22 protein-coding genes and 1 tRNA gene are annotated in these 26,112 nt (G+C 44.3%); 17 read left to right on the top strand and 6 right to left on the bottom strand.

All coding sequences use genetic code 11. The annotated features are described in order from the left end of the window. Positions 1-86: 86 nt before the first annotated feature. The 6 genes from BMW79_RS26940 to BMW79_RS26915 all read left to right on the top strand — a co-directional run bounded on the left by BMW79_RS26940 (position 87) and on the right by BMW79_RS26915 (position 6,115). Entirely contained in the window at positions 87-2,861 is a 2,775-nt protein-coding gene (locus tag BMW79_RS26940; RefSeq protein ID WP_089900518.1) for an outer membrane beta-barrel family protein, read from the top strand. Positions 2,862-2,867: 6 nt separating this feature from the next. Then, positions 2,868-3,635, top strand: a complete 768-nt coding sequence (locus BMW79_RS26935; protein WP_089900513.1) for a GLPGLI family protein — start codon at positions 2,868-2,870, stop codon at positions 3,633-3,635. Between the two features lie 11 nt (positions 3,636-3,646). Next, positions 3,647-4,459 carry an AraC family transcriptional regulator gene (locus BMW79_RS26930; RefSeq protein ID WP_089900510.1) on the top strand — a complete coding sequence of 271 codons (813 nt, stop codon included), beginning with the start codon at positions 3,647-3,649 and terminating at the stop codon, positions 4,457-4,459. A gap of 68 nt (positions 4,460-4,527) precedes the next feature. Continuing rightward, complete coding sequence (locus tag BMW79_RS26925; protein ID WP_218150456.1) at positions 4,528-4,977, top strand: VOC family protein; 450 nt, start codon at positions 4,528-4,530, stop codon at positions 4,975-4,977. Between the two features lie 104 nt (positions 4,978-5,081). Then, positions 5,082-5,348, top strand: coding sequence for a hypothetical protein (locus BMW79_RS26920; protein WP_089900507.1), 267 nt, complete (start codon positions 5,082-5,084; stop codon positions 5,346-5,348). Positions 5,349-5,599: 251 nt separating this feature from the next. Next, positions 5,600-6,115 (top strand): hypothetical protein, encoded by a 516-nt coding sequence (locus tag BMW79_RS26915; protein WP_089900504.1) that lies wholly within the window; start codon positions 5,600-5,602, stop codon positions 6,113-6,115. A gap of 37 nt (positions 6,116-6,152) precedes the next feature. Here the strand turns inward: BMW79_RS26915 and BMW79_RS26910 are convergent, their stop codons facing one another. Then, positions 6,153-6,584: an acyl-CoA thioesterase gene (locus tag BMW79_RS26910; RefSeq protein ID WP_089900501.1), complete on the bottom strand. Its 432-nt coding sequence runs from the start codon at positions 6,582-6,584 to the stop codon at positions 6,153-6,155. 190 nt (positions 6,585-6,774) lie between these two features. On the opposite strand from BMW79_RS26910, the gene BMW79_RS26905 reads away from it, so the two are divergent. Next, a tRNA-Ser gene (locus BMW79_RS26905) sits at positions 6,775-6,859 on the top strand. Between the two features lie 68 nt (positions 6,860-6,927). Here the strand turns inward: BMW79_RS26905 and BMW79_RS26900 are convergent. The 3 genes from BMW79_RS26900 to BMW79_RS26890 all read right to left on the bottom strand — a co-directional run bounded on the left by BMW79_RS26900 (position 6,928) and on the right by BMW79_RS26890 (position 9,035). Beyond that, complete coding sequence (locus tag BMW79_RS26900) at positions 6,928-7,686, bottom strand: hypothetical protein (RefSeq protein ID WP_089900498.1); 759 nt, start codon at positions 7,684-7,686, stop codon at positions 6,928-6,930. Positions 7,687-7,817: 131 nt separating this feature from the next. Beyond that, positions 7,818-8,573 (bottom strand): SDR family oxidoreductase, encoded by a 756-nt coding sequence (locus BMW79_RS26895; RefSeq protein WP_089900495.1) that lies wholly within the window; start codon positions 8,571-8,573, stop codon positions 7,818-7,820. An 84-nt stretch (positions 8,574-8,657) separates the two neighbouring features. Continuing rightward, positions 8,658-9,035: a helix-turn-helix domain-containing protein gene (locus tag BMW79_RS26890; RefSeq protein WP_089900492.1), complete on the bottom strand. Its 378-nt coding sequence runs from the start codon at positions 9,033-9,035 to the stop codon at positions 8,658-8,660. Positions 9,036-9,680: 645 nt separating this feature from the next. On the opposite strand from BMW79_RS26890, the gene BMW79_RS26885 reads away from it, so the two are divergent. Beyond that, on the top strand, positions 9,681-10,490 hold the full coding sequence (locus BMW79_RS26885) for a hypothetical protein (RefSeq protein ID WP_089900488.1): 810 nt from the start codon (positions 9,681-9,683) through the stop codon (positions 10,488-10,490). A 74-nt stretch (positions 10,491-10,564) separates the two neighbouring features. Beyond that, positions 10,565-11,350, top strand: a complete 786-nt coding sequence (locus BMW79_RS26880) for a methyltransferase domain-containing protein (RefSeq protein WP_089900485.1) — start codon at positions 10,565-10,567, stop codon at positions 11,348-11,350. Positions 11,351-11,482: 132 nt separating this feature from the next. Here the strand turns inward: BMW79_RS26880 and BMW79_RS26875 are convergent, their stop codons facing one another. Both BMW79_RS26875 and BMW79_RS26870 read right to left on the bottom strand, forming a co-directional pair. After that, positions 11,483-12,670, bottom strand: coding sequence for a hypothetical protein (locus BMW79_RS26875; RefSeq protein WP_089900482.1), 1,188 nt, complete (start codon positions 12,668-12,670; stop codon positions 11,483-11,485). Between the two features lie 318 nt (positions 12,671-12,988). Further along, positions 12,989-13,366, bottom strand: coding sequence for a winged helix-turn-helix transcriptional regulator (locus BMW79_RS26870; RefSeq protein ID WP_218150455.1), 378 nt, complete (start codon positions 13,364-13,366; stop codon positions 12,989-12,991). Between the two features lie 177 nt (positions 13,367-13,543). On the opposite strand from BMW79_RS26870, the gene BMW79_RS26865 reads away from it, so the two are divergent. The 8 genes from BMW79_RS26865 to BMW79_RS26830 all read left to right on the top strand — a co-directional run bounded on the left by BMW79_RS26865 (position 13,544) and on the right by BMW79_RS26830 (position 26,112). Continuing rightward, positions 13,544-14,146: an FMN-dependent NADH-azoreductase gene (locus BMW79_RS26865; protein ID WP_089904298.1), complete on the top strand. Its 603-nt coding sequence runs from the start codon at positions 13,544-13,546 to the stop codon at positions 14,144-14,146. A gap of 301 nt (positions 14,147-14,447) precedes the next feature. After that, positions 14,448-15,023 (top strand): RNA polymerase sigma factor, encoded by a 576-nt coding sequence (locus tag BMW79_RS26860; RefSeq protein WP_089900476.1) that lies wholly within the window; start codon positions 14,448-14,450, stop codon positions 15,021-15,023. A 153-nt stretch (positions 15,024-15,176) separates the two neighbouring features. Next, positions 15,177-16,379, top strand: a complete 1,203-nt coding sequence (locus tag BMW79_RS26855; protein WP_089900473.1) for a FecR family protein — start codon at positions 15,177-15,179, stop codon at positions 16,377-16,379. 445 nt (positions 16,380-16,824) lie between these two features. Beyond that, complete coding sequence (locus BMW79_RS26850) at positions 16,825-20,451, top strand: SusC/RagA family TonB-linked outer membrane protein (protein ID WP_177192348.1); 3,627 nt, start codon at positions 16,825-16,827, stop codon at positions 20,449-20,451. 6 nt (positions 20,452-20,457) lie between these two features. Next, the gene (locus BMW79_RS26845; RefSeq protein ID WP_089900467.1) at positions 20,458-21,933 is read left to right on the top strand and encodes a RagB/SusD family nutrient uptake outer membrane protein; all 1,476 of its coding nucleotides are present in this window, start codon (positions 20,458-20,460) and stop codon (positions 21,931-21,933) included. Positions 21,934-21,985: 52 nt separating this feature from the next. Further along, positions 21,986-22,828 (top strand): hypothetical protein, encoded by an 843-nt coding sequence (locus BMW79_RS26840; protein ID WP_089900464.1) that lies wholly within the window; start codon positions 21,986-21,988, stop codon positions 22,826-22,828. Positions 22,829-22,859: 31 nt separating this feature from the next. Next, the gene (locus BMW79_RS26835; protein ID WP_218150454.1) at positions 22,860-23,786 is read left to right on the top strand and encodes an ABC transporter ATP-binding protein; all 927 of its coding nucleotides are present in this window, start codon (positions 22,860-22,862) and stop codon (positions 23,784-23,786) included. Positions 23,787-23,799: 13 nt separating this feature from the next. Continuing rightward, positions 23,800-26,112: a Gldg family protein gene (locus tag BMW79_RS26830; RefSeq protein WP_089900460.1), complete on the top strand. Its 2,313-nt coding sequence runs from the start codon at positions 23,800-23,802 to the stop codon at positions 26,110-26,112.

Below are 26,112 nucleotides of genomic sequence, written 5' to 3'. Positions count from 1 at the left end.
TTATCACAGCGACTCACCAAAGTCTAAAATTTATTATGGAATTTTAATCCGATAGCATCTGTACCCAATAACCTGTATACTCCACAATGAAGAAACTATCCGGACTGATCATCTTTTTGATTGTCACCCATTGCTGCTTTGCGCAGCAGGCTACAGTAAAAGGAAATGTGTCGGACACACTTAACCGTGTGCAGTTGTCAAATGCAGTCGTAGCACTGCTGTATGCCAAAGATTCCATCTTGTATAAGTTTACCCGAAGTGATGAAAAAGGACATTTTGAAATAAGAAATGCCGCACAAGGAAAGTATCTGCTACTGATTAGCTATCCTTCCTTCGCTGATTACGTTGAGCCTTTAACGTTATCAGATACTACTGTGGTGAAACTGGATAAAGTGATGCTCACGCAGAAGTCCCGATTGCTCCAGGAAGTAGTGGTGCAACAAAAAGTAGCGGCCATAAAAATGAAGGGCGATACCACGGAATTCAACGCCGGTAGTTATCAGACGGCTGCCAATGCCTCTGTAGAGGAGCTGCTGAAAAAATTACCGGGTATCCAGGTAAATAGCAAAGGCCAGATTACGGCCCAGGGCGAAACAGTGAAGAAAGTACTGGTGGATGGAGAAGAATTTTTCGGAGATGATCCAACGCTGGTCACCAAAAATCTACGGGCAGATATGGTAGATAAAGTGCAGCTATATGATAAGAAAAGTGATCAGTCGGCCTTTACTGGTATTGATGATGGTGAGAAGTCGAAGACCATCAATATTAAGCTGAAGGAAGATAAGAAGCATGGTTACTTTGGTAAAGTCGCTTTAGGCGCCGGTGACCAGGGATTTCATGATAGCCAGGCGATGTTGAATATATTTAAGGGCAAGAAGAAATTTGCTGCGTTTGGCATCATGTCTAATACTGGTAAAGTAGGGCTGGACTGGGGCGACCGCGAAAAATTCGGTTCAGGAAATGGAGAGATGTCTGTCAATGACGATGGCGACATGGAGTTTTATTACCGTGGCGATGACATGGATAGCTGGGATGGCCGCTTCCAGGGCAACGGGTATCCCCTGGTACAGACCGGAGGCCTGCATTATACCAATAAATGGGACCGCGACCGGCAGAGTATGAATGCCAATTATAAACTGATGAAATTGTATGTGGATGGTAACAGCGAGTCATTATCGCAGAATATTCTTCCGGATACTATTTACTATAATCACTCAAAAGAAAGTTTTAAAAACAGTATTTTCCGTAATCGGGTCAATGGTAATTACGAACGGCAGTTTGATTCCACTTCTTCGATAAAACTGGAAATTGACGGAGGACTGGATCATAAAATCTCCAGCGCTTTAAACAGCAGTGGCATGGAGAAAAATGATATGATCATTAACCGGGGTGAACGCAAAACATCCAACGTAACGGATGTAGGAAGCATGAACGCTAACCTCTTATGGCGCAAAAAGTTTAAGAAAAGAGGACGTACCCTTTCCCTCAACCTGGCGGAAAATTATTCCCGCACTAACGGTGAAGGCATGCTGGATGCTTTTACTGAGTATTATAAATTAAACAAGGTGGATTCTGTGCAACATACCGATCAGCGCAAAACCACCAATAATGAGAACATCAGTATTAACACCAACCTGGCTTATACGGAACCTTTGTCCAAATCGTCGTCGCTGTTGTTTAACTACGGCGTTAGCGTGGATAACAGTCATTCCAACAGGAACTCCTACAATCAGGGTGCCGGTGGGAAGTATACCGCTATGGATTCCCTGTACAGCAACGACTTCGCTTTTAATATACTGACGCATAAGGGTGGTATCCGTTATGGTTATACGAAAGACAAGATCCGTTTTAATATAGGCGGTAACGTTGGGTTCACCGATTTTAACCAGAAAGATATGTACCGCCATACCGAGGTTACCCGGAGCTTTGTAAACTGGTACCCGCGTGCGATGTTCCGCTATAATTTTTCCCAGCAGCGGCGGTTGTCGTTTGATTATAACGGGTCTACCCGTCAACCCGGCATCGACGACCTGCAGCCAATCCGGGTGAATGATGATCCGTTGAATATCCAGATTGGGAACCCATTACTGAAGCCATCTTTCAATAATTCCTTTAGTCTGAATTTTTCTGATTATAAGGTGATGACCAGCCGGAGTATCTGGGGATATATATCATACGAATCTACCGTTAATAGTATCAGTGAGAAGAGTTATGTGGATACATCCGGCAAAAGAACTACGCAGGCTGTGAACGTGAATGGCAGCAGGAGCGCACATTTCCGGACTTACCTGAGTTGGAAAGTGGTGCCCCTGGATATGAGAATAGGGGGTAGTTTGAATGGCGGCCTTAACCGGAATGTGAATTATGTGAATGGATTGCTCAATATCACCAATGCCTCCGATGCCGGGGCAAGTCTGCGGCTTAATAAGGATAAGGATAAGAAGTATGAAATGTATTTTGAAGGAGAAGCAAACTATAATACCAGTGTATCTTCAGTAGATAAAAGTCTGCGTACCCAGTACTGGACATACAATTTTTCGCCGGGTGCAAATTTTTATCTGCCACTGAAACTGGAGCTGCATGCCGATCTGAACTATAGTATCCGTCAGAAAACGCCGGTATTTACCACCAATAATAATGTGGCTATTCTGAATGCATACGTGGCGAAAAAGTTTGGAAAAAAAGAACTGTTGCAACTTAACTTCTCCATGAACGATATTCTAAACCAAAGTATTGGTTTCGACAGATCTATACAATCAAACACCATCTATCAGCGTACTTACAGCAAGATTGGCCGGTATGGCTTATTATCTTTTATCTGGAATTTCAACAAATTAGGCGCAGGATCTCCTAAAGAATAATCAATTATGAAAAGCATCTGTATAATACTCAGTGTATTCGTGATCGTGATACTGTCTGTTTTTCCGGCAAAGGCGCAGCATACCGTGTTTTTGCAACAGGGGCGTATTGAATATGAAAAGCGGGTAAATGCCTTTGCCCGTATGGATGAGCTGAATAAAGGGGAAGAGAACTCCTGGACAGAGATGATTAAGAAAGGAATGTCGCAGTACCAGGTTACTTATTTTGATTATGCTTTCACCAATAGCACCACGCTTTATAAACCCGGCAGAGATAATCCCGATAATAAAGTGATTCCCTGGCAGGATGCTCCTGCAGAGAAGAACATCGTGTATTCCCGGCTGGACAGTATGCAGAGTATTGCCCAGAAGCAGGTATTTGAGCAAAATTATCTCGTGAAAGACACGATGCGACAGATCCGTTGGAAGATTACGGATGAAACCCGAAAGATCGCCGGATTTGATTGCCGGCGGGCCAATGCGGTTATCATGGACTCTATTTATGTGGTGGCCTTTTATACCGATGCGATTGTAACGCCTGGTGGTCCGGAGTCGTTCAGTGGCTTGCCCGGTATGATCCTGGGAGTGGCTTTGCCGCATGAGCATATCACCTGGTTTGCCACGAAGGTATTGGTAGATGATGTGAAACCGGAGACATTAAAGCCGCCGGTAAAGGGTAAACCTGTGGACAATAAGGGGATCCGGGAATCTATAACAAAAGTACTGGGGAAATGGGGCCGTTATGGAAATTCATATATTAAGTCGATTATGTTATAATTGCAGCAGAAATGGCTGTCTTTTCCCACATACGCACTTTGTACACACCCGTACAACCTTTTGTGAAGCAAGGGGAGGGGGAGGTCGTTTACCGTGAATTGCTGCCGGATCCTCGTTTACAGGAATATGTGTTCTGTTACTGGCAACTTAAAATGGACAGACCTATGCCACACGCTTTCGACTATCGCGTAGTGGCGGATGGCTGTATGGATATCTTCTTTGAATGGCAGCGGCCACAGGAATCATTTGTAATGGGTTTCAGTGACGCCTGTACGTCATTTCCCCTCGAAGGGCCTTTTGATTACGTGGGTATCCGGTTTTTGCCGGGTATGTTCCCGAGGCTTTTTCATAGTGATGCCGGTGAATTATCGGATCAGGTGACTGCGCTGGCAGATGTAGCGCCGGTGGCCGCCCGATTGTTATCGGATCATTTCCGGGAGGGGATGGGTCTGCATCGGCTGCAAACCCTGCTGGATGGATTTTTAATGCAGGTAGTCAGCAAAGCGAAGGAGGCAGATCACCGGGTACAGGAAGCGGTAGATCTGATTGTGCGGACTGCCGGAATAATTACGTTAAAGACGGAATTGCCGCCGGGGATCAGTTCCCGGCAATTGAGACGTTTGTTTTCCTTTTATATAGGAGATACTCCCAAGGTATTCAGTAAGGTGGTACGTTTCCAGCAGGTGCTTCAATCTACACATGCAGGGGAAGGGATCCGGAAAAACAGGTCGTACCTGGATGCCGGTTATTACGACCAGGCCCATTTCATCCGGGAATTTCAGCGGCTTTATGGCCTCACTCCGGCGAAAGTCTTCCACAAGTAAGTTTGTCCCTTTTTTACAATTTTCCTTCTTTTTCGCGGCTTAATTTTGCTTTTATAAACGGAAAGCATATGAAAACGAGCATGTTATTGCTTACTTTTTCTTTTTTTGTAACCAGTATTTATTCACCCGTAAAACCAGGTAAAATGAAATTGAATGCAGGCGTCGTTACAGCTAAGATTGCGGAAAGTAAAAAGTTTTACACGGAAGTATTAGGCTTCGGGGTTACGTTTGAAAATGAGTTTTATCTCTTGCTCCATACGCCGGATAAGCAGGCCGAGCTTAGCTTTTTGCTGCCGGAACATGCCTCGCAGCAGCCGTTGTTCAGACCGGCGTTCAATGGGCAGGGAATGTACCTCACCATTGAGGTGCCTGATGTAGACAAGGTATATGAGGAGATAAAAGCAAAGGGGATAGCTGTTCAGATCGCCATCCGGAATGAGCCCTGGGGCGACCGGCACTTTGCTATCAAAGACCCCAGTGGCGTGGGTATTGACATTGTAACTTACGCACAGCCCTGATCCCGTTAACATTATTTTAAGTTAAGGAAACCTTAAAAGGGTGCCTGTTGGCACCATACAGGAACCATTTTTGTTTTCTATGAGTTGAACCAAAAATTTTAACCATGGCAAAGCAAAGCAAGGACGCAGTAAAAACCGAAATTCAGGAATTGGCAATTGGAAACTATAAAAGTTATCCGGACGATTACGAAACAGCACCTGCAGCCGTTTCTGAGAATATTGACTCATTGGCAAAGGGCTACTGGGATAGCCGGGAATATAAAGAAGTAGAGCGTGATGAGCGACTGGGCATCCATCTGGAAGATTATCAGCATTGGACAAAAGAAGCATATGACGCATTTATGGCATCCAACCAGTCATCCATGAACTGATTTACCACCACATTATCGATATAAACGGCTGCGGGAAAGTTGCAACTTTCCCGCAGCCGTTTTTTTATTTGTTGTTATCACAACCATTTCTCCGCCAGCATTGTTTATTTAAGACGGTGGATTCACTGCCATAATGTAGTGGGCACTACACCTGCTTTAATTATACTACACCATACTCCGAGCAGTGTGCGTTACCCCCTGATTGCATAGGGCTTTGGCTGAACCTGCCATTAATCCTAAATTTTCAGTGCATGAAAAAGCTTATCTGTTTGTTGATGATCCTGGGTGCGGCCTGGCGGTTAACGGCTCAGACCACCGCAGTGTCAATTGTTTTGCCGGATGAAGACCTGGTCACCCAGATCTTTGGTAAGAACAAGGAGTCATTGCTTAATGAGGCGTTAAAGATCTCCCCGCTGGAGCAACAGGCCTTTCAATCTGCCTTCCTGGAGTATGAAACGGAAAAAAGTCCGTGGTTATCGGAGCGTATTGCCCTGGTAAAGATGTACAATGAGGAGTTTTCTTCCATTGATGAGAAGAAAATGAACTCTCTAACCAGGCAATTTATTGCGAATGACCTGGAATTCGGGCGCTTGCAGATGCGCTATTTCCGGAAGTTCAACAAGTTGCTGGGGGCTACAAGGGCTGCCCAGTTCTTCCAGTTGGACAATTACCTGGAGCAATCTACGCGGGTGTACCTGCAGCACCAGTTGCCTTTTATTAAGGAGCTGGAATCTGACCGGCAGGCGAAACCGCTTACAGCCAGGTAACAACATTATTCCCGGCATACCGGTGATGGTATGCCGGTTATTCTTCTACAAAATCTTCACTACGGGGTATGGCCCTGAACTTTTCCATGAGTTCGGGAGAAAGCCCTGTAAGCTTGCGTTTAGCTGTATCGATCCATGCGCCATCCACTATTACGGTCGCGGATTTTACACCGTCGCCCCGGAAGATTTCATGTTTAATGGACCATCTGGAGCCATCAGCGCGGCATTTCGTCATTTCACAGGTTACCCTTACTTTATCGTTCGGGCTTATTTCCCGGTGGTAGATCAGTTCTTCCCGGAAGAGGATGGGCCCGAGCTGCTGCTGCATAAAATGGACTGCGGTAAGTCCTACCTGTTCCAGCAGGCTCAGTCTGGCCTGTGCGGCGAAATCGGCATAAGCCGAGTGACGCAGGTGCATATTGGCGTCTATCTGTGACCATAATACAGGTCCTTCAAAGAATACATTCATATTTAAATTTACGGAAAAGTGGTGTAAAACGGAGGGGTAAAACGGGGAGGTTAACTACCAGTAACGGCTATACGTAAACTATTTCAATCCCCGGATGCCTGCCAGGGGGCGGTGTCTTAACGAATTTTTTTTATAAAAAAAAGTAAAACAAATTTTTTTAGAATCAATTCCTTTTATACTTTCGCAGCCTGGAGAGTTGGCAGAGCGGTCGATTGCGGCAGTCTTGAAAACTGTTGACTGTAACAGGTCCCGGGGTTCGAATCCCTGACTCTCCGCAAAAACCCCTGATAATTTTATTATCAGGGGTTTTTAATAAATAAACATCTTATCATCTTATTAATTGCTATTTCGCATTTAAATCTGACTTGAAATACCTGAATTTTAAATTCTCTCCATTACCCGTCCGTGTTCCATTATACAATTCAAGTGCTATAGTATTTTCGTCAACCCAGATCAGGTTATTAATTGACCATTCGTTGGTGTAATAATTAAGAGCGGGCGTTATTCCTTTTAATCCTATCCCTGTTGAAACATTGAATAAAAAAATCTCTGCTCTGTGTTCATAATAGTTGCTATAATCAGGGCCGTCATACGATGAACAAACTAATAGTTGATCACACGATGAAGAAAGTAACATTTTTAATATTCCGGCATCATAGGATGAAGGCATTAACATTTTTCTATCTGTATTCCTTTCTGCCAGGTAAGTTTCACAGATTTCTTTACAGTCGTGAATTACATAAATACCTGAGCCACTGATAAATTGTCCGGAATCTAAAACGCAATTTGTTTTATATCTGTTTTTGCAGGATAGAAACTCATTCTTCGATATTTCCGTAAAATTTAGTTCCCGGCTACTATACAACGAGTCATTATGCAATATCAGCGCATTATTATTGCCTGCTATTAAATTCATCGTCTTATTTGTCTCTACCTCGCACAGGTTATCGATATTGTAATCAGCGTTTCCTGCATAAACAAAACTTTCGCCGAAGCTGAGTTTCTTTTCGATCTGTCCGGTGAATTTTTTCTGATAATTATTCTGTCCAACACTAATTATCGATAAAGAAAGTAGCAGTATCAAAAAAAGATTTGTTTTCATATTATCTTAATGCTGGTAAATAATCTATTGCACAGACCCTGTTGTTCTTCCTGCAAAGCTCGCCACAATTATTTTATTTCCCCAATAGTTTGATATACATATTAAAAATTTTAACCGCAGGTATAATTTCTTTATCTCGTGGTATAACCACCATTCGCAAAAATAGTTTGACCAGTAATCCACCATCCATCAGTAACCAAAAATTCTACGAGTGGAGCAATATCTTTGATATTGGTCAAACCGCCCAAAGCAGACGCCTGCTTGTGATAAGCCACCGCATCGTCACTCTCTTGCCCATAGAAGAATGGCGTATCCATTGGTGCTGGAGCAACCGCCGTTACTGAAATGCCTCGGGTACCAAATTCTTTGGAAGCTGCACGGGTAAAATGCTCAACCGGTGCTTTCGCCCCTGCATAGGTGGAATAATATCCCGTGAAGGCAGCCAGTAATGAAGTTACAATCGTATTGATTTTACCGTTGTCATTTAATTTCTTGCCTGCTTCCTGAATAAAGAAATAAGCTACTTTAGCGTTGATATCACTCATACTGTCGTATTCTTCCTCAGTGGTATTTCCAAAGGGTTTTTTCAATACTTTCCCCACGGTGTTGATCGCGATATCGACACCTCCGAATTTTTCGATAGCAGCATCGAATAGTTTGGTGATATTTTTGACTTGCGTGAGGTCTGCCTGAAATAAAAATGCTTCTCCACCGGCGTTTATAATGTCGGCCAGTGTTTTTTCAGCATCGGCTTTTGTACTGCCACTGTTATAATGAATGACTACTTTCGCTCCTTTGGATGCGAAAGTACGGCTTAATAGTCCGCCTAAATTTTTTGCGCCTCCTGCAATTAAAACTACTTTTCCGTTTAAATCGTTTCTAGTCATTTTGTCTGATTTTTAAATGTTTACAATTGATATGACAAAGATGACTAACTAAACGATTGAGCACATGGTGAACTTTTCGGAACTTTATTTTTTGTTTTCTTTCCGGAATTGTCCGGGAGTTTGCCCTGTAAATTTTTTGAAGAATTTAGAGAAGTTCGAAGGGTCGTAAGTGAGTATTCCTGCAACTTCTGCTACTGATTTATTGCTTTCAGAAAGTATTGATTTTGCGTGGTCTATAATCTTTAAATCATAAAAATGGCAAGGATGATTTCCTGTTTCCCTTTGTACTGTATCAGAAAGATGCTTATGCGAAATGAATAATTGACTTGCGATTTGATTGATTTCCATAAAGTCGCCAACACGACCCGAAACAACATCGGCAATGTGTTTGTCAAGAAACTGAAAATAGTTTTCGGTAATCTCTTTGCTCCTTTTTAGTATGTCCTGGTTAGGTTCTTCCATCCCATTTTTATTTTCATAAAATATAACAAAGATGTGTCTTTTTTAGGGATTATTTATGGTGAACTTTTCGCGCTCTTTTTCCTTTAAGAAGTAGTTATTATCCTGGCCTCATATATTAATCAAAAATTCATCTGCATTTGATGAGAGAAATGGCTGTTTTATTCCTGGAAAATTCACTGACAGATTGTGCATGTCCTCCCGGAGGAGATTAGCTTTGGGCATTTTATCAATCGGGAAGTTCTTCATAGCAACCTGTATGAAAAATTATATATAGAATTGAAAGATTATTTTGAAGCCGATCGTATTTACCACACCATTGAATTTGATATAGACATTCCCGAAGATTATAATCCTGGTACCCCTCAAAGAGGTACGATATTAAGATCTCGCCTCTTTTTGTATACCAGATATCCCACATCACTCAAGCCTGAATGCTGATTAGAAAATATTTTATCGTTGCTGCTATTGATCAATGGCTATTGATCAGAAATCTTAAATCCCTAATTCGTTTTTTTTATATTCATCAAGTAAAGGTTTCTTCCTTTGCTTCTCAATAGATGTCGATATATTTATATAGCGCTGAAATATACAAAACCGGAGCTGCCGGAATAACTATCATTACACTATTCATTCTATATTACAGGTATGAAGAAGATATACAGATTTGTTGAAGATTTTACAAGTGACGATGTCGCTTTTTTAGCTACGCTGGGGATCAAAGCAAAGGAGGGATTCGATGCCATCATGATTGATGCGGATTCCCCTCAACTGAATGTAATAAAAAAACGCTTTAGAAAAACCTGGACAGATACGCTTTCAACAGAAATGGTATTTGATGAACAGGATTTAAAATCCGCTAAATTCCTGCATATATATGCGGAGAAGTATTTAGGTTATGCGCTCCCGGATACGGACGGGGATGTTTTTGACGTGGCGGCAAGAGATCAGGAATATGGAATACTCAGAGGTGAGCAAACCGGATTTTTTAAAATGAAGGGGGAACCTAAATGGGGTAAATGGAAAATTGCTTCTTTACATTTTACAGAACACATCTTTTTTGTAAATCCTGTGGTTTATGAGGATTGCTTCAAACCTTTAAATATAGCTTGCAAACCGGTATTGGATCTAAAAACGAAGGCTCCCCTGAAGACGATAGTACAGCTGGTACAGCAAGGAGTAGCTCCATCTAAACTGCACCTCAATGCCAGGTATATTGATGAAATGGAAGCTGTACAAGGCTGGAACCTCACAAAATATGTTCTAAGGGCGGACATGCCTTATCCCATGTTTGAAGACAACCCTGGCGGATATGATTTTTTTTATACGCAGGAGTATTTTGGGAGTGGCGGATTTGCACAAAGAGGAACAATTATTTCTAACAAGCTTTACGAAATTTTATTGAATAATAATTTAACCGGACTAAATTATCATCCGCTTATAGCATCATCCATTTGAATATTTGTCTACACTTTAAACCTTATCAGATTTAGATGGTCCCATGACTTGTTATTTATTTTAAAATAAAAGACATGCAGGAAACTGGCACTAATGCAACTGATATTAGTAAAATTCAGAAAAAATTGGAGTTGGCTGGAATGCAGCCTTTACTGGATTTACTGGCACGCGTCAGTAATGAAAATATTAATAATGTTATCGATATTGGCTGCCGCAATGGCTTCTCGACCGAAGTCTTGAAAAACCGCTTCCCGGAGGCCAATATTTGTGGGATGGATAAATCAGCAGCTGCGATCGAAGCCGCCCGTAAACGTCTGCCGGATGTATCATTTAGCGTAGCAGATCTTTCTACCTGGGAAGATGACGGGAAATATGATTTAATATTTTCAGACTCGGTACTTCAGTTGGTATCAGCGCATGCCACTATACTGACTAAGTTAATAGGTCAACTCTCCCAGGGTGGTACGCTGGCTATCCAGGTGCCTGATAACGCGGAGCAGCCGATGCAGGAAATACTGCGCACTATTTCCGGTGAAGGTCCGTGGGCACATAAAATTGACCCGGTTATTCAGCGAATGGCGGTAGAAAGTGCAGATTGGTACTACCAGCAACTCAGGGATAAAGTAACCCGTCTTGAGGTATGGCGCACTACCTACTATTTTTCAGCCGCCAATCCGGTAGAAGCAAGCGAATGGTATAGAGGAACAGATCTCCACCTCTATCTCGACCCGCTTGAGAAAGAAGAGCAGCTTGAATTTTTGTCTCTATACAGTGCCAGGGTAAATGAAACCTATTATCCGTTTTTTGAAGGTGGCCGATTATTGCCTTTTTCACGGCTATTCTTTATTGCCACACGCTAAGCATAGTATATACCGCCTTTTTATACCACATCTTTCCGGTAAAATTTTTAATGTCTCAAAGTAATGGCTATCCTGTTTTATCCTGGTAGCCATTACTTTGAGACATTCTTCTTTTAATGAATGGTAAACTATTTACAAATCACCGATACCAATCTGGTTGCTGGTATAGTCCAGGAGAAAATAATGATTGGTGAAGAACTCTAATCCCAGGATCGATCTGCCAAGTTTGCCGGATTGATTGGGGACAATTCTCATACGGTATTCATTTTTATCAGTGTTGAACTGATAAGAGAATCCTTCGTTGGTGGAAAAATATACCGGCATATTACTATCCAATACATAAGGATCGGGAGAGGGTGTATCCGGATCAGATATACTACCACCTGTAGCAGTACCGGTATCGAATAGTATGGCTCCGGCAAACTGATCTCCATCTGCATAGATAGTGCCATGCACCTGTGGGGAGAAGGCGGCGCCATTAGCGGCAGATCCCTGCTGTTGCATAATATAATCTGTTTCAGATCCCGGATCTATTCCAACCTGTAGCAAGGGGGCGCTGTAAATAATACGGCTGCCACTCTGATTGATGACATCCGCATTTTGTATTGCGTTTAAAGCACTCAGGGACATGCCTGCATTCACACCAGCTCCATAATCGAGATAGGAGAACGGGCCTTTCATCTGACTCCTGGAGGCTACCCGGTCAGCGTTGGAGATAACCTGATTATTGACGCCGCATATACCATCCACCATTGGATCGGGGTCTAATGGTGCATGTTTTCCGGTGGCTGTTTTGATGCCATTGTACACCAGGAATACAGACATCTCCCGGGTAGTTACATTACCGGCATCATCCCCTAAAACCATGGTAGCATAGGCAATCTGTCCATAGTATTTCCTGGTATAGGGAGGCTCACCATAAGAGGTGGAATCCCTGGCATTGGTAATGGTAATGCCATCTATTGTCAATGAAGTTTGCCCTTTCAGATCAATACCATTCTGCGTGATCATTTCCTGGGGCAGTACAGCGCCTGCATTCAGCACCATACCCTCCGAACCGGTGTCAAAAACGGTTTTCAGATTAACAGTTTTCGATCCGATCTGTGTAATGGGCATCAACAATCGTTTTACGTAACCACCATCATTCACCATTAACAGGTTGAGTGTAACTGGCTGGGTGATTACATTTAAAGGTGTTGTCGTGGTGGGCACAGGGTCCGGCATATTAGCCAGGTCATCTTTTTTGGAGCATGCGGTCAGCAGCAGGGAAGACGCAATTGCGAGTGTCAGCGTCTTCTGGATACTTCCTCTTAATTTCATTCGGCTAATGTTGTTTTAATGTTAATGAACAGTGTAGGAAACTTGGATGTTGTTGTAAACCTTATGTAGATAAAGGGTTGGATCCATGGGCAAAAAAAAGCCAGTTGGTAATGATGGGGCATTACCAGGGACAGATTGCTGAAAACATGCTCTATAACATAATTTTGAGCATTTTGGACGGCGGCGGGTTTTGAAGGTTTAACAGTAACATAAATAAAAAATCCGGACGTAGGGTTAACCGGGTAACAAAGAGGAGAATGATGAAGGCATAACTAACGGCATGATACCGGCTGATGCTATATAGGATCGGAAACCTAATCAAGACTGCTTTCTCATGCTTGCCTTGATTTTCTCGCGGTGTTGTCCTCCCCACGTGCTAAGTTCACCTATCACATTTTTTAAAGTGCGGCTATACGCTGTTGCTTCATAAACAATACTCACCGGCGTAGTCGGATATACATGACGTTTAATAAAGTCATTTAATTCCAGGTCTTTTAATTCCTTGGCCAATATCCTGGAAGATATCCCGGGAATTTCCTGCTGAATTTCATTAAAGCGCTTTGATGATTGCACCAGGCAAAGGATTAAAGCCAGTTTCCACTTTCCATTAATAACAGATAGTGCATCAAGCATATTTTTGAGCGAACCTGCGCATGCTTCATTGTCCGGAAGGGACTCGGTTATCATTGTCTCCATACATGCAAAGGTAACTACATTACCTCAATGTAACCGCTTCCCTTTATGTAAGTACCTCCCGTAGACCATCTGGTAACCATAATTTTGCCTTTGATAATTCAAGCGAAAGAATTCTTTCGCAGGAGATAAAAAAACCGGATGAACCGGGGAATAAAAACTTATAAACAGGCATTTTTTATGAAACGTATTCTTCATTTAATTTCAAGTATACAGGCAAAAGGATCACACAGCATTCAGCTGGGTCGTGCGATCGTTGAAAAAATTCAGGAAAAATATCCAGGCAGTCCCCTGGAGGAATTAAATCTTGTCGATATCGACATTCCACATTTAAATCCGGCAGTACTTCGCACGTTCTTTATTCCAGGGGATCAGCTGACCGAAGAAGATAAAGCATCCATCCGTTTTTCTGATGAAATGGTTAAACAGTTAATGACTGCAGACATCATTGTAATTGGTGCGCCACTTTATAACTATACTATTCATACTTCGTTAAAAGCCTGGATTGATCATATTACAAGGGCAGGTATAACTTTCGGATATGGTGAAAATGGTCCTGTCGGAAAAGTAACAGGAAAGAAGGTGTATGTGGCCATGTCGTCCGGAGGGATTTATTCTGAGGGACCAGGCAAGGCCAACGATTTTGTTGCGCCTTATCTGCATGCTTTCCTTGGTTTCCTGGGTATGACTGATCTGACCGTATTCCGTGCAGAAGGATTAAAAGTGCCGGGTGTGAAAGAGTTGGCCATGGAGAAAGCCCTGGATAGTATAAAAATTGATTAGTTAATCCTGTCAGGAACATAAGAGCGAAATCCCTGATACAAAGGTGCCTAAAGCCTGTAGATAAAAAATCTACAGGCTTTTTTGTTTTCACGAAATGCCCCGAAAGTTGTCACTTATAATGTACAGGAGGAGTTCCTGTTTTCTCTGATTGGGAGTATTTTCATAAAATTAAATAAACTTTGTATTTTGCTAATGCTACATCCACGGCATCTGATTCCAAGTAATCACCCTGGTATGGGTGATGCCTATATCTATTAAATTCACCTGATGAATGTAATCAAACCAATTGGATAACAGTAACATGCATATTGATCATCCGGAGTTGCTGGCGAGGATAGCAGATGGGAATGAAGCCGCGATGAAGCACTTTTTCCAGTCTTTCTATCCCCGGTTAAGATATTTCATTCTAGACGTTTTAAAGGATGACGCTGAAGCCCAGGACATCGCCCAGGAAGCAATATCTATCTTCTGGAACCGGCGTGAACACTTCAGGCATGCTACTATTAGAGAAGCGGGCGCTTTTCTTTTTACTGTCGCGAGAAATAAATGTCATGACCACCGGAAACACCTGCAGGTGAAATCGTCCAAACAGGGAGAGATCATCTATAGCCAGGAAACCATAGAAGATATACTGGAAGCAAAGATTATAAAAGAAGATCTTTTTAACCGGGTATATGCGGAAATATTGACTTTACCCCCCAGCCAGGTGCAACTATTGAAGATGATCTTTGTAGAAGACCTCTCTACGCCTGAAATCGCTGAACGCCTTGGCATTACCCCCAATAATGTCCGCAATCAAAAAGCAAGAGCGCTTGAAAAGCTCCGCCTGCTGCTTGAAAAGCGGAGACTGATGATATTTTTTTCATTTTTTTATTAATTCTTTGTGATGCCTGCCCGGGTTCAGTCGTTTACTTATCATACGGGGCAATTTTTACGCTTTGGAGGTTATACAAATGTATGATCCCAGGCGCACTAAATTTTCCATGTAACAGCACCAGGCGATGCATTCATTGGGAACAACTACTAACGTATGAAAGTCAATATGGATCAGATAAAGGACATTCTCTATCACCATTTCAGCGGGCAGCCGCTGAATGCAGAGGAGAATGCGCTGCTGGAGCAATGGCTGAATCAATCCGCTGTCAACCGGGATCTGTTTGATCAGATCAGGGATAGCGGTGAAATTGATAAATATCTTTCCATTATGCTGGACGACCGGCATACAGAAGAGGCTTTTCAGAAGTTTAAAGCAAATAGCGCGAAGGAATTGACGGATACTGACACACCTGTTCGCCGCATTCCTTTTGCCCGCAAATGGCGTTGGGCTGCAGCGGCTGTTCTACTGCTGGCAGCCGGCACCTGGTTTTGGAACTACCATCATCAAGAGCGGCTATCTGCCGGAAATAATAACAACAACTTACCGGCGGATGTAGCACCGGGTGGCGCCCTGGCTACCCTGACCCTCGCTGATGGCAGCAGCATTACGCTCGATAGTGCGGCTAATGGTAAACTGGCGCAACAGGGCAATGCACAGGTGATAAAACTGAGCAATGGGCAGGTCGCCTACAATGCCGCAGGCCTGAGAGGTAAAGAAATGCTATGGAATACCATGTCAACCCCCAAGGGTGGCCAGTATCAGCTGGTGCTACCGGATGGCACAAAAGTCTGGTTGAATGCTTCTTCTTCCATCACATTTCCCGCAACTTTTGTTGGAGATAAACGCACCGTTAAAATTCATGGCGAAGTCTATTTTGAAGTCGCAAAGAATGAACAGCAGCCTTTCACCGTGGACATAAACGGGAAGGCGCTCGTGCAGGTATTGGGAACAAGCTTTAACGTTAATTCCTATGACGATGAGGAAAGTATTAAGACTACCCTTATCGATGGTAGTGTGAGAATAGTCAATGATCATCAGAAAATGGTACTTAAACCGGGACAGCAAGCCGTTATCGCGTCTGCCGGCGAGGACATCAATGTTAATTCATCAGCAGATCCAGATCAGGTACTGGCCTGGAAGAACGGCATATTTGATTTTACAGGCGCCGATCTGAAAACCGTTATGAGACAATTGGTAAGATGGTATAATATCGAAGTGGAATACAGGGGAACTGAATCTGATATAACATTCGAAGGGAAAATGTACAGGAACGTACATCTGAAAGATGTGCTGGAAGGCTTGCAGAAAATGGGCGTGAAGACGGAACTACAGGGGAAAAAATTGATTGTCTTTTAAATAGCTATTACCAATCTGCCGCCGTTGCCGCATCGTTGAGTGCTCCGGCAAAAAAATCGAAAACCAACCAAAATGTCTATGTCAAAAATCCAGAAATGTCAGCTGGCATCAAGCCAGCGGTAAAGACTGTAGCAATGCCCGGGAATCGACTGACAGTTTTTATCTGACAACTACAATTACTGTTTAGCTGCTACTACGGCTGCTGAGTTCAGGTCAAATGAAACATTTGATCTGGGGATGCTTTGTCCCTGAAAGAAAACAAAATGCCGGAAACAAAACCGCCCGGGCGTGCAGGCCTGGGCGGTGGAAAGTTCGGGCAACGTAAACAAAGTCCTGGAGGACTGCCTATTTATCACCCAAACAACACAAAAGTATGCTAAAAACTGCTATTTGTGAATGGCTGGTTCGCCGCAGCAATCACCACATCACCAAAATCATGTTAGTCATGAAACTAACTACACTCTTTTTAACGGTTGGTATTTTAACCGTTTGCGCCAGGGGCGTATCACAGCATGTTACTTTTAAGGGAGAAAAAGTATCCTTAAAATCTGTTTTTAAATCGGTAGAGAAACAAACCGATTTCCTGTTCCTCTATCCTGAGTCTGCCCTCCGTTCTTCCAAACCTGTTTCTCTGAACGCACAAAACCTGCCACTGGAGCAATTTCTGGCGGAGGTGTTCAAAAGTCAGCCACTGGAATACACCATCAAAGGCAAAAGTATTTTTGTTTCGCCTAAAGTGGCGGCCCCAAAGCAGGAGGGTATAAGCGACCCACCTGCAGATACTTTGATATGGGTTATAGGGAAAGTACAGGACGAACGTGGCGGCCCCGTAATAGGGGCAAGCGTAGCCGTAAAAGGAACGGAATTGGGTACTACTACCAATACAAATGGAGAGTTTGCATTTAGAAATGTCAGCACCCATGCAATCCTGGTTATTTCTTCTATCGGGTTTGAAAAAGAAGAAGTAAAAGTCAACAAGGGCAGTTTAAAGATCACCCTGTCCAAATCTACCTCAGAACTGGGCGAGGTGACCGTTAGCACCGGTTATCAGCAAATAGACCGCCGGCGTCTTACGAGTGCCATCACTACCTTAAAGGCAAAAGATATCCTGAGTGCCGGTATGTTTTCTATCGACCAGGCGCTGGAAGGACGCGTGCCCGGCTTATTCGTGATGAATCCATCAGGAGATATCGGGGTAGCCCCAAAAATCCGGATCCGTGGTACCTCCACTTTATTAGGCAACCGGGAACCCGTTTGGGTGGTAGATGGTGTAGTAGTAAATGACCCGGTAAATATTGATCCGGCCAGCATTAATGATCTCGACTTTGTAAACCGGCTGGGGAATGCTATTTCCGGGCTAAAGCCTTTTGATATAGAACAGATCGATATCCTGAAAGATGCTTCTGCAACAGCACTCTATGGTGTGAGAGCAGCGAATGGAGTTATCGTGATAACAACAAAAAAGGGAAAAACCGGGGCGCCGGTTGTCAATTTTAATCAGTCTACCAGCATAGTGCAGCGGTCGCATTATACAGACGCCAACGTAAATGTGATGAACTCCCGCCAGCGCATTGATTTTTCAAGAGACCTGATAGATAAAGGATTGAATTATTCTGATCACATCAACTATGTAGGATATGAAGGTGCGCTGACTAAATTGTACAACGGAGAATACTCTTATGAAGCGTTCCAGCAGGATGTACATCGCATGGAAACCATTAATACCGACTGGTTTGATGTTATTCTTCACAATGCTGTTTCCACCCAGAACAATCTGAGCGTTTCAGGCGGAAATGAGAAAACAAAGTATTTTGCTTCCGTAGGCGCCGCCACGCAACGCAGTACGATCAGGGGAGACAAAATAGATCAGTACTCCGCATTGATTAAATTAAATACCGCTTTATCGTCTAGGCTCACCTGGGAGTTGAACTTCAGAGGTAATACGGAGAAAAGGGACTTTGTATCCAGCTCCGTAAATGCGCTTTCCTATGCATACAATACCAGCAGGGCAGTACCGGCCTACAATGAAGGAGGCGACCTGAATTACTATAAGCGGTATAGCAGTAGTGCCTCCGATTACTTCCGGTTTAATATCCTCAATGAAATGGCGCATTCCCGGAATAATATTGACGCATCAGGTCTTGCCCTCAATACCAATCTCAATTACAAGTTAAATAAACACCTCAATGGAACACTGTTACTATCCTTTAATAATAACAATACGGAAGACCGCACCGCTTATGAGGAAAACACTTTTTCTGCTGCAGAAATACGCCTGAGCGAGTATGGAATGCCGGCGGATCCGGCAAGAACTACAATGCCTTACGGTGGGGAATACCGTTCCTCTAACGTGCGTAACCGCTCTTATCTGGTGCGTGGACAGGCGAATTTCACTCATCCTGTCGGAGTGAACAAGCGTGATCAGCTGGATATAACGATGGGCGGCGAGATGTCTTCGAATCAATATAACGGGTTGAAAATGATAAGGAGAGGGTATATGAAAGATCGCGGTCAGATCTTTGCGCCGGTAGACCCGGTTAAATATCCGAAATACGCGGAATGGTCCACCATCAATAATATGGATCAGATCACCAATAACCTGACCAATATCGTTTCGGGATACCTGGCCACTGCCTATACCTTCAATGACAAGTATATCCTGAATTTCAATACCCGTACAGACTTCTCCAATAAATTCGGCAGCCGGAGCCGCGAAAAATTCCTGCCCACCTGGTCTGTTTCAGGCCGCTGGGATATAGACAAAGACTTCTTTAAAAATTCCAGAGCGGTGAATATGATGGCGCTGAAAGCATCTTACGGATACCAGGGAAATATGCTGGATAATCAGACGCCAGACCTGATTATTAACCAGGGTTCCCTGGACCCCATCAGCGAGGAGTATTATTCCACCATTGCCTATTATCCCAACCCTAATTTAAAATGGGAGAAAAACGGAGAGTTGAACATCGGCCTGGATTTCTCGCTGTTCAATAACAAAATTCAGGGTACTGTCAATTACTTCGACAAGAAAACAGAAAATGCCTTCCTGGATAAAAGAGTAGCAGATATCAATGGGCTTACCACCTATGTGGTGAACTCCGGTACTATCCGGAACAAGGGAGTGGAAATAGCGTTGAGCTTTATGCCCATCAATAACCTCGGCCCCAAAGGAGGCGGCAATGGCTTTTCCTGGCGTATTGATCCGCAGTTGGGGCAGGTCCTCAATTCTATCCTGTCTAACAGTATTAATCACTATGGGCTGAATAAGTACCTGGGCAGCCTGAATGCCAACCTGTACAATGATTACCTCACAGGTAATCAAACTGTGAACGGTAAGGCGGTAAATACCTTCTATTCATACGCGTTTAACGGTCTTGATCATAAAACAGGGAAGCCTACTTTTAAAAATGACGATGAGGCGCTGCGCGACAAGTACAGAAGCGAAGAGCCGGATGACGTTTTCCGGCAGGTAATGGTGCCCACCGGCAACCGGATTCCTACTATACAGGGTGGTATCCTCAATACCTTCAGCTATAAGGGATTTGCACTGAGCTTTAATCTCGCTTACAGTCTGGGTAGTAAAATCAGGCTCACAAAATTATATACCGCTACCGACCAGCAGCTGAATTCCGGTGTCGCTGCACCCATGCCGGAGAACAATGTAAGGCTTGAATTTGAGAACCGCTGGAGAAAGCCAGGGGATGAGGCTTTCACCAATATTTCGGCACTGATTGGTGGTCGCGATTTCTCGCAAACATTGAGTCACTGGTCTATGAGCTATCCTTTCAGTTATGCTAAAAACATGTGGGAAATGTACGATAACGCAGATATCCGCGTGGTGAGTGGTAGCTACCTGAAGCTAAGGACGATAAATTTCCGCTATACACTGCCGGATCATTTAAACAAGTACCTGAATATAAAAGCGGCGAATGTGATGTTCTCTGCGATGAATGTCCATACCTGGGCCAGCAAAGATCTGCATGGACAGGATCCGGAACAGACGGGCTTTGGAGATATGATCCAGGTATCGCCCAGGCCAACTTATTCGTTCACCATTGATGTATCTTTTTAAAACAAGATGATGAAAAGTATTCGTTCTTATACATTCATGATACTGGCGCTCTTCCTGTTTACCGGGTGTAAGAAATTTCTGGAAGAGCAATCGCAAACACTGGCATATGCCAAAACCTGGCAGAAACTCGACGAAGTGCTGCGTGGTGAAGTATATGTTATCAATAAAGGTTTGCCATTCAAATTTTTGAATACCATGGACGATGACATTGCTGATTATGTCAGTTCCGTTTCTTTTATTGATGCGCGCAGCGATGTGTTCGGGTTTTATACCTGGCAGGCCAATCCTTTTACGGCAAACACGTTCATGCAGCTGACCGATAACACCTGGGCGCCGGTATACAGGCGGATCAATGCTGCAAACATTATCGCCTACCAGGCGGCTAGCTCAAAAGATGATCCCGCCCAGCTGAAACGTATCCGGGGAGAAGCGCTTTTTATGCGGGCGTATTACTACTTCTATATGGTGAATATATACGCTGCTGCGTACAAACCATCTACCGCTGCTACCGATATGGGCGTGCCTCTAAAGATCAGCGAGTACGTGGAAGACCGCTTTTTTACCCGCTCTACAGTGGATAGTGTTTATCAGCAAATGGTAGCGGATCTCGAAACGGCGGAACAATGCCTGGAAGGCGCAGGACAACGCAATACCTACCGGGCAGATATAAACGCCGTAAACCTGTTACAGAGCAGGATATATCTCTATATGCAGCAATGGGAAAAATCAATTGCCGCCGCAGATAAAGTATTGGCACGGAAGCCCGCGCTATCTCAGCTGGCAGCCTATATTCCGCGTACCAGTTTTCTCACCAAAGAAGCGCCGGAAGTAATCTTTACGCAGGACGGCAATATGATCATGGGCATTATGCCGGAGGTTTTTCCGCCTAAAGCCATGCAACCCACAGCGGAACTGATGGCGCTTTACACCGGTAATGACCTGAGAAAAAGCGCCTTCTTTGAACTGAGCAGTGGCAAATACCGCTACACAAAGGTGTACAGCTCTTCCATGAACAATATTATACCAACGGAAACTGCATCCGATGTTTTTACCATGCGTGTTGCAGAAGCCTATCTGAATAAAGCGGAGGCATTGGCAATGCTGAAAAAAGATCCGGAAGCCAACCAGGTGATCAATACGTTGCGGCGTACCCGTTTTCCGGCCGCTTTTTTTCAGCCGGTTGACTTATCCGGCGCCGCCCTGGCGGCTTTTGTCCGGGATGAGCGCCGGAGGGAACTCAGCTTTGAAGGACACCGCTGGTTCGATCTGAAGCGCTATGCGGTAAACTCCGTTTATCCCTTCTCGAAAAAGATCATTCACCAGTACACCGATGTTTTCTTCGGTGGTAGTCCATTTGTAAAAGCATCATTGGCCCTGGAACCCAATGATCCGGCTTATGTATTTCCAATACCCGCAGACGCTATCATATTTAACCAGGGAGTACTTAAACAAAATCCGCAAAGACCAGACAGAACTTTTTAATCGTAAAGCTATGAACAGGATAAAAATAAATTGTCCGATAATATATGGTTTGATGATTCTTTTGTGCTGCTTCGGCTGTAGAAAGGAAGAAAAAACACAACCTTCACCGGATGTGCCGGATGCTTTTGTACGGCACGATAATTCCGCCAATGCAACCGATCACCAGATTTACCTGTATTACAAGGAAACCGGCATCGCGATATTATACAACGATACGGTCGCCGCAAATCCACTCGTTACACTGAATCTATGGTATCATCTAACGGTCATTGATTCGCTGGTAACGTTTACCAGGCTGACCAATGAGGCCGATATCCTGCAGGGCATCAATTTTATCAAACACAGTATCGTTCCCTTTCTGGGTACTTCCATGAAGCCGTATGCTTTTTTTCTCACAGATTCGCTGTATACCTATGATTCACCATGGCGTTACAATAAAGTCATGTTATCCTCTTACCGGGGGCTCAAAGCGGTGGCTTTGGGATTTGTATCCGGTATCCGGGATATGGACGCCATACAAAGGAAAGCCTACCAGGTAAGCGTATTCAAGGCCATCTTCATTCCTTATCTGAATGCCAATTCATCCCTGTTGACGGAATTCTATAAGGTGAGTGCCACCTGGTATGGGAAAACAGCCAACGGTACGCAGTTTAACGGAGATTATATCCCTTACCGTGTGAAAGAAGAATACGGTTTTCTGAGCGATGGCACGGAGTCGGACGATTACTATTCCATTGGCACGCAGGCAGATGACCTGGACCGTTATCTCACGGAAGTGCTTGGGCAGTCGGCCGCTTCATTCACCGACAAATACGGCCAGTACCCACAGGTCATGAAAAAATATAAGGTTTTACGCGAGGTATTTACAACACTGGGATTTACCATGCCTGAATAAAGTACAGGCCATTATTGCTTAAAAAAATATTATGAGTGCTATTATTAAACTGGAAGGGCTATCGCATAAGTATGGCAGTGCCTGGGCTATCAGGGATATCAACCTGGAAATCGACCGCACGGGCGTGATTGGATTATTAGGCGCCAATGGCGCCGGGAAATCCACCACCATGAACATTCTATGCGGTGTGTTGAAACAAACGGAAGGCCGGGTATATATCCAGGGATTGGATACGCAAAAAGAGCCGGAACAGGCGAGAAAACAAATTGGCTTTCTTCCACAGCATCCGCCTTTGTACCTGGATCTTACTGTGGATGAGTTTCTCGTATATGCGGCACAGTTACGACGCATTGAAAAAGCTAAAGTAAAGGCAGCGGTGAGCGAAGCCAAGGAGCGCTGTGGAATAGCGCATTTTAGCAATCGCCTCATCCGGAATCTGTCGGGCGGTTATCGTCAACGGGTGGGCATTGCCCAGGCGATCATCCATAAGCCGAAACTGGTAGTAATGGATGAACCTACAAATGGTCTTGATCCCAACCAGCTGATTGAAGCCAGAAAGCTGATCCGGGACATCGGGAAGGATCACACCGTGCTTTTGTCGTCGCACATTCTCTCTGAGATCCATTTGCTTTGCCGCGAAGTAGTGATGCTGGAAGGGGGGAGAATTATTTTTTCAGATAGCATGGATGCCTTTAATAATTATGTGCGGCCACACAGCATCCTGATGCGCCTGGAAAACGCACCGGGAGCGGCAGATCTGCTTAAGATCAACGGGGTCACCAGCGTTGATTTCCTCAACGATAAACAGGTACGGGTATACTTCGAGGGCGGTGAAGAAATTGCAGAGCGACTCGCAGCCACCAGCACACAGGAAGGATGGCAGCTTCGTGAGATCAGCCTCGACAAAAGCCTGCTCGACGATATATTCAAACAGTTATCCAATCAGATTCACGCTTAAAAAAACGACATTGATGATCTTTAAGATAGCCAAAACCGATCTCCGGAACCTTTTCTACTCACCCGTTGCGTGGTTTCTGACAATTGCCTTCTGGATACAGACCGCCTACTTTTATATGAACTCATTGTTGCCCAGTGCAAAATGGTATGGCATCAGCGTTAGCAATGATCCTAAATTCAAAGGTAGCGGCGGTTCGTTTACGGCGCAATTGTTCCTCATGGGAGAGAGCATTTTTGCCAACATCCTTCAGAACCTGTATTTATTCGTTCCGCTGCTGACGATGGATCTGATCAGCCGGGAAATGAACAACGGTACCATTAAATTGCTGTATTCCTCCCCGATCAAAACCCGCGACATTGTTTTTGGGAAGTACCTCGCCATTATGTGCTACAACCTGCTACTGCTGGGTATTGTAGGCATCTTTCTATTAACAGGCTACCTGAATATACAATCTGCGGATTACGGCATATTACTATCCTCTGCATTGGGCTTCTATCTGCTGGTATGCGCTTATACCGCTATCGGCCTGTTTATGTCCAGCCTGAGCACCTATCCGATTGTATCTGCCATCGGCAGTTTTATTGTGATACTGGTGCTGGGGCGCATTGGCACCTTATGGCAGCAATATGATTTTGTGAGGGACCTGACCTACTTTCTTTCTATTTCAGGGAGAACCGGGAAGATGCTGACAGGACTTATCACCACAAAGGATATTCTTTATTTCCTGGTGGTCATCTACCTGTTTGTTGGCTTTACCCTGATCCGCCTGAAAGGCGCCAGGAGTTACCGGTCATGGCCGGTAAGAATTGGCCAGTATGTCCTGGTTTTTGCTTCTGCCATATTAATCGGTTTCGTTGGTTCCCGGCCCGGACTGATTGGCTACTGGGATACCACCGCCGGAAAGGTGCATACCTTACGGGACAATACCCAGCAGATCATCCGGGAGCTGGGAGATGAGCCTGTAGAAGTAACCCTTTACACCAATCTCTTTGCGGAAGGCAGCGCACTCGGATTTCCCGAAAAGCGTAATGAGTATTTAACCAGGCTATGGGAACCCTATCTGCGTTTTAAGCCCAACATCACTTTCAGATATGTTTACTACTACGATCTCAAAAAGCAGGACAGTATGCTGTACTGGCGGTTTCCGGGTAAAAATATAGACCAGATCGCAAAAGAAGTAGCCAGGGGATTTGAAGAGCCTTTGTCTCAATTCAAAACACCTGCGGAGATTCGCCAGGAAGTTGACCTGGAGCCGGAGAATTATGAGATGGTGATGCAGCTGTCCTATAAGGGAAGGAAAACCTTTTTACGCACGTTTATCGACAATGTATTCTGGCCCCAGGAAGCACAGGTAGCTGCTGCGCTCAAACGCCTTCAACTCGCCAAAATGCCGAAGGTAATTTTTCTCACAGGCAATCTGGAACGCAGTGTTTACAAATCAGGTGATCGGGAGTATTCTGGTCATAGCACCGATAAGCAATCCCGTAATTCGTTAATCAACAACGGTTTTGATATCGATACGCTTTGCCTCGATAACCAGGATATTCCCCGGGACGTCAATATCGTTGTGCTGGCCGATCCGAAAACGGCGCTCAGCGAAATATCTCAAAATAAACTCAGGCAGTACACCGACAACGGAGGGAATCTGCTAATAACAGGAGAACCGGGCAAACAGGACATATTGAATCCGGTATTGGGAAAAATGGGGGTGCAGATGATGGCCGGAACGCTGGTGCAGGTAACCCGGAACTATACCCCCGATATGGTTACTCCCTATATAACCTACGCAGCCACCGGTTTGGCAGAACAACCTAATCTGCTGCGCCTGAGGGCGGACTGGGATACTGCACGTTTACTGATGCCCGGGGCAGCTCCGCTGACACAATCCGATAGCAACGCCTTTCACATGGAACCGCTGATGATCGCGGATGCAAGTACCTGGCTGAAAGCCGGCAAGCTGGTCACAGATTCCGCGCCTCCCGTTTTTAATCCTGCTGAAGGAGACATTAAAAGTAGTGGGTTTATCACGTCATTGAAGTTGACACGATCCGTTAATAACAAACCACAACGCATCATCATTTGCGGCGATGCGGATTTTATGAACAACAACTGGCTTCGTACCAGCCTGGGTATAGAGCAAGCATTTTACAGCTGGATGGATAATAACGATTTTCCGATCTACGCGCATTATGCGCCTCCTTTGGATGATAAACTGAATATTACCTACCAGGGGGCCGTGATAGAAAAGACAATCTACTTATGGCTGATACCCGGTTTGTTATTACTGGCCGGTACGGTTTTATTAATCCGCCGGAAAAGACAATAA

It is taken from the genome of Chitinophaga arvensicola (assembly GCF_900110835.1).
GTDB lineage: Bacteria > Bacteroidota > Bacteroidia > Chitinophagales > Chitinophagaceae > Chitinophaga > Chitinophaga arvensicola.
The sequence above is the reverse complement of the archived record's forward strand: the minus strand, read 5'-3'. Positions and strand labels throughout refer to the sequence as shown.

Coding starts and splice junctions, on each gene's coding strand:
- BMW79_RS26940 (WP_089900518.1), top strand. CDS start 87: ATGAAGAAACTATCCGGACTGATCATCTTTTTGATTGTCACCCATTGC.
- BMW79_RS26935 (WP_089900513.1), top strand. CDS start 2,868: ATGAAAAGCATCTGTATAATACTCAGTGTATTCGTGATCGTGATACTG.
- BMW79_RS26930 (WP_089900510.1), top strand. CDS start 3,647: ATGGCTGTCTTTTCCCACATACGCACTTTGTACACACCCGTACAACCT.
- BMW79_RS26925 (WP_218150456.1), top strand. CDS start 4,528: ATGAAAACGAGCATGTTATTGCTTACTTTTTCTTTTTTTGTAACCAGT.
- BMW79_RS26920 (WP_089900507.1), top strand. CDS start 5,082: ATGGCAAAGCAAAGCAAGGACGCAGTAAAAACCGAAATTCAGGAATTG.
- BMW79_RS26915 (WP_089900504.1), top strand. CDS start 5,600: ATGAAAAAGCTTATCTGTTTGTTGATGATCCTGGGTGCGGCCTGGCGG.
- BMW79_RS26910 (WP_089900501.1), bottom strand. CDS start 6,584: ATGAATGTATTCTTTGAAGGACCTGTATTATGGTCACAGATAGACGCC.
- BMW79_RS26900 (WP_089900498.1), bottom strand. CDS start 7,686: ATGAAAACAAATCTTTTTTTGATACTGCTACTTTCTTTATCGATAATT.
- BMW79_RS26895 (WP_089900495.1), bottom strand. CDS start 8,573: ATGACTAGAAACGATTTAAACGGAAAAGTAGTTTTAATTGCAGGAGGC.
- BMW79_RS26890 (WP_089900492.1), bottom strand. CDS start 9,035: ATGGAAGAACCTAACCAGGACATACTAAAAAGGAGCAAAGAGATTACC.
- BMW79_RS26885 (WP_089900488.1), top strand. CDS start 9,681: ATGAAGAAGATATACAGATTTGTTGAAGATTTTACAAGTGACGATGTC.
- BMW79_RS26880 (WP_089900485.1), top strand. CDS start 10,565: ATGCAGGAAACTGGCACTAATGCAACTGATATTAGTAAAATTCAGAAA.
- BMW79_RS26875 (WP_089900482.1), bottom strand. CDS start 12,670: ATGAAATTAAGAGGAAGTATCCAGAAGACGCTGACACTCGCAATTGCG.
- BMW79_RS26870 (WP_218150455.1), bottom strand. CDS start 13,366: ATGGAGACAATGATAACCGAGTCCCTTCCGGACAATGAAGCATGCGCA.
- BMW79_RS26865 (WP_089904298.1), top strand. CDS start 13,544: ATGAAACGTATTCTTCATTTAATTTCAAGTATACAGGCAAAAGGATCA.
- BMW79_RS26860 (WP_089900476.1), top strand. CDS start 14,448: ATGCATATTGATCATCCGGAGTTGCTGGCGAGGATAGCAGATGGGAAT.
- BMW79_RS26855 (WP_089900473.1), top strand. CDS start 15,177: ATGAAAGTCAATATGGATCAGATAAAGGACATTCTCTATCACCATTTC.
- BMW79_RS26850 (WP_177192348.1), top strand. CDS start 16,825: ATGAAACTAACTACACTCTTTTTAACGGTTGGTATTTTAACCGTTTGC.
- BMW79_RS26845 (WP_089900467.1), top strand. CDS start 20,458: ATGATGAAAAGTATTCGTTCTTATACATTCATGATACTGGCGCTCTTC.
- BMW79_RS26840 (WP_089900464.1), top strand. CDS start 21,986: ATGATTCTTTTGTGCTGCTTCGGCTGTAGAAAGGAAGAAAAAACACAA.
- BMW79_RS26835 (WP_218150454.1), top strand. CDS start 22,860: ATGAGTGCTATTATTAAACTGGAAGGGCTATCGCATAAGTATGGCAGT.
- BMW79_RS26830 (WP_089900460.1), top strand. CDS start 23,800: ATGATCTTTAAGATAGCCAAAACCGATCTCCGGAACCTTTTCTACTCA.